The organism is uncultured Thiodictyon sp. (assembly GCA_903837595.1).
In the GTDB taxonomy this organism is placed as follows: Bacteria; Pseudomonadota; Gammaproteobacteria; order Chromatiales; family Chromatiaceae; genus Thiodictyon.
In genome coordinates this window covers 1-3,594 of the sequence record CAILVI010000511.1, presented here as the reverse complement: position 1 = coordinate 3,594, position 3,594 = coordinate 1, and the positions used below count along the sequence as shown (strand labels likewise).

Below are 3,594 nucleotides of genomic sequence, written 5' to 3'. Positions count from 1 at the left end.
CGAGGCCAAACCCGCGCCCCAGATCGCACCGGGGGGAAGCGGCATCACGAGCAACCAATGTTCCAGCACGGCCAAGGCCATCAGGGTCGCAAGAAAGGTGTAGCCGGTGGCAATGAAGGGGGTGGCATCGGCGGCGACCGCGCGCTGCACCAGCCACCCCGTGATCAGGGTCGATACCGACACGGATACGGGAAAGAACGGATTTATCGGCTTCTTGGAGAAGAAGCGCGCCAGAAAGGCGAGATGATCCGGCAGGTATTCCTCGTTGATGTTGCGCACCCCGAAAAAGACATTGAGCTTGGCGCTCTGGTGCATCCACCACAGCACCATGAAGGTCCAGGTGCCGATCTGATTGGGCTGATTCCAGGTCAGCGTCACCACCGCCGTCGCGGCGACGATGATCGCGATCTCATGATAGAGCGAGGTCTGTATGGCGTGGCCGAAATGCGGCAATCCGGAACACCCTTCCGGGCAGGCCTGCCGGCGTGGCCCCGTCACATAGCCCAGATAGAAACTGGTTTCCTGCCAACCCCAGGCGAGCAGCCCCCAGGTGAAGGCCAGATAGACTCCGGAGCGGCTGGTATCCGCACTGCTGACGGCCAGCCCGTAGAGGGCGACGATCATCACGACCGTGCCACCCAGCATGGTCCAGCGGAAGGTCCAGCGCGGCAGGCCGTCCAGATAGATCAGCGCAACGGTGGTGGACCACCAGACAAAAATCGCGTAGAGGAAGGGTAGAGCGTAGTCAGTCATAAGGAGGCCTCCTAATATCCATAGGACAGGCTCGCGTCCCCCAGAAAAGATGAGGGCTCTTGCCTGCCGCGTAACCGTTGTGGGATTCGGTCAAAACTGCGCCGCAACGACGCGGTCGCGCAGTCAATCCACGCGTCCCGATGGTCGGTCCCCCCGAGGGACCACCTCAGCACGAGCTCGGCGGCCTGCGCTCTTGGGGCTAGCGTTGGGGCGCAGCTAAAGTGTTGCAATCAACAACGCTTAGAATATGTGCGAGCGCAAGACCTGAGCCCGCGGTCTCGTGACCCCGCAGCCCCATGGTGCATTGGGAGAACGCGTCGTTCCGTTCGGTAGCGCACCCGGGGCGTCGGCTTTTGTCGCCGCTCTACGCTGTCGCATCGCCGGCGCAGATGTCGCCGGTTAGTCTGGAACGCAATGTCCAATGCCGGGCGGGGCATTCGCCCCGCCCGGAACGTTTTCCGCGACCTTGCTGGTTTAGGTTGGGATCGGCGACGGATCAAATGCTCGGCAGTACTGGGCGGATTGCGTGTCTCAGACTCATGTGAATTGACTTAGACGGCAATCGCTGAGTCGCCACGGACGCGCGGGGTTGGGTCCTGCCTCTTGCCTGACTAAGCCAATCTCGGCTACTCGCCCCCGAACTTAGAATGGATATCGTGTGCGAGCTTAACGAGGGCCTGGTTCGCTTTTTGGCCCGCGATATTCGTCATTACAACCATGGCGAAGTCTCGCGAGGGGGCAACCCAGATGGTCGCGAGATTCTCGCCGTTCGAGCCCGTGTGCGTGAGGAACGGGTGGGTCGCCCAGTCCGGCTGTAGCGTTCCCCACCCGAAACCGTAGCGAGGCACGGGGCGATCGCCGCTTGGGGCTTCACCATCCTGATGGACGTCAACGATGGGAGTGTGGAGCTTTTCTAGGGTTTCCGCTGTCACCAGGTTGGGACCTCGTGCGCCTTCGCCGGCATTCCACCCCGCCCAACGGGCGAAATCCAGCACCGACATATGGGCGATCCCAGCCGGCCCCAGGATCAGAGGATTGTCGCCGTTGGGGCCGGCGAGCACAGCCTTGGTCTTACCATCCGCAACGAGGTGCCCGAGTGGCGCATCGATCTTTCCGACCGAGGCTTGCGGCCCCAGGCCCGCCGTCTTTAGGCCCAACGGGGCAAAGACCCATTCGGTCACCAGCTCGTCCCAGGTCTTGCCGGCCTTGCGCTCAATGATCGCCCCGGCGACGACGTACCCCAGGTTAGAATAAGCGAATTGCGCGCCCGGGTCGGCGGCCAAAGGCTGGCTGCTTACCGTCTTGACGAGCCAGTAACGCAGTTCGTCGAGGTTTCCCGACTGCTGAAACGAATCGTCCAACAGCTTCTTGAATGCCTCGTTGTCCGAGGGCAGTCCGCTGGTATGCGACAAGAGTTGCTGGATAGTGACGGTGCGCAGGCGGGGGTCCATCTGTTCCACGAGCTCCGGGAAGACCTCGCCGACTGTGGTGGTCCATTGCAGCTTGCCTTGCTCGACCAGGATGGCCGCCAGCAGGGATGTCATGGCCTTGGTGTCGGAACCGATGTGGAAGCGGTCGTCGAGGGTGACGGGGATATTCTCCCCGACCCGTCGGGTGCCAACGGCTCCGGCAGCGACGAGTTCGCCGTTCTTGACCACGCCCGCCGCGAGCGCCGGCAGATCATACTCCTTCAAATAGGGCTCGAGCTCGGGGTTCAGCGAGGTCTGCGCCCCCGCGTGTGCAGCGATCGAGAGTGCGATTGCTACGCCAAGGCCCGCAAGTAAGGGTTTGCAAGAACGTTTCATTTTTCCTCCAAGCGGTCAACCCGATCGGAACCGGATGTTGAGGTTTGCATATCTTGTTGGACGGCACCCTGGCAATTCTAGCAGCCTCCCGGACTTCGGCACTCCGGCGAGACTTTCGGCACACGCCGCATCAGGAGCCATGGGCACAGGTCTCGCTTCTTGCCTGGCGCGAGGCAAAGCGCAAGACCTGCCCCCCGTCGACGCCCTCCGTTATCCCGGTGGCGGCGCTCATTACCCCACCCACCGAGCCGCTCGTGACACCGCTCCAGCAGTGTCACGCATGTGTTGGGCGCTGCGCGTCTCGAGGCCGTCGGCCGGAATGACGATCAAGGCCGCATTAAGCCCTTAAGGACTAGGCTTCAGACGCGCGCAACCTGATTGCGTGAAAAAGCGTAGGGATATCTGCCTGCCATTTGGGAAGTACGAATGAGATCGCAAGGCCTTCGAAATCAGCGAAGAATCCTGTGTAAATGGCCAGGGTCACAGTCCACCCGCCGCCGCCATAAACCAGGAGGGCAAAGAAGCCGATAAAGAGTGTCAGGCCCCACAGCTTGGAAGACCACATATGGTAGCTCGCCTCCCGACCGAACTTTCGGTAGTCAAAGGCGTAGCGAATCAGTTCCAGCGCGATTAGAGCACCCAGCGGCATTAAGTGTTGGCGTAGCAAGTCTGAGTGCAGATACCACGCGGAAAAAAGAGCAGACAAGTAGAAGACAGAGTCCGCAACGCTGTCTAGCCTGCGAAGGCCTTCCGTAGCAATGCCGAGACGCCGGGCGATGACTCCGTCGAAATAGTCCGACAGGAGTGCGAGCACAAGACACACGGCAAATGCCGTGTGGCTCGGAGCAACCAAAGCCAGAACGACCATCACTGGCCCTAGCGCTGCGCGCAGCATGGTGAGTGCCAATGGCAGTTGGTGTAGCGCTGTAATGGTCATGGCTGGGCCCTGATCGTCGTTCCGGCCACTGGAGGTCGAGGCTTACCGTGAAAGTCGCGCCGGGAGCGCGCTCCACTTCGCCCTCCCCCCTTGTGGGGG

The 3,594-nt window shown here is 61.5% G+C and carries 3 protein-coding genes; all 3 read right to left on the bottom strand.

Going from position 1 to position 3,594, the window contains the following annotated elements:
* On the bottom strand, window positions 1–753 hold a 753-nt coding region (gene puhE / locus QZY44_RS31035), incomplete at its 3' end, for a putative photosynthetic complex assembly protein PuhE (protein WP_295456760.1).
* Window positions 754–1,379: 626 nt separating this feature from the next.
* Window positions 1,380–2,558: a serine hydrolase domain-containing protein gene (locus QZY44_RS31030; RefSeq protein ID WP_295456757.1), complete on the bottom strand. Its 1,179-nt coding sequence runs from the start codon at window positions 2,556–2,558 to the stop codon at window positions 1,380–1,382.
* A gap of 352 nt (window positions 2,559–2,910) precedes the next feature.
* Window positions 2,911–3,495, bottom strand: coding sequence for a CDP-alcohol phosphatidyltransferase family protein (locus QZY44_RS31025; RefSeq protein WP_295456755.1), 585 nt, complete (start codon window positions 3,493–3,495; stop codon window positions 2,911–2,913).
* Window positions 3,496–3,594 lie beyond the last annotated feature (99 nt).

Bases quoted from the DNA above. Each gene is read 5' to 3' on its own strand.
- QZY44_RS31030 (WP_295456757.1), bottom strand. From the start codon at position 2,558: ATGAAACGTTCTTGCAAACCCTTACTTGCGGGCCTTGGCGTAGCAATC.
- QZY44_RS31025 (WP_295456755.1), bottom strand. From the start codon at position 3,495: ATGACCATTACAGCGCTACACCAACTGCCATTGGCACTCACCATGCTG.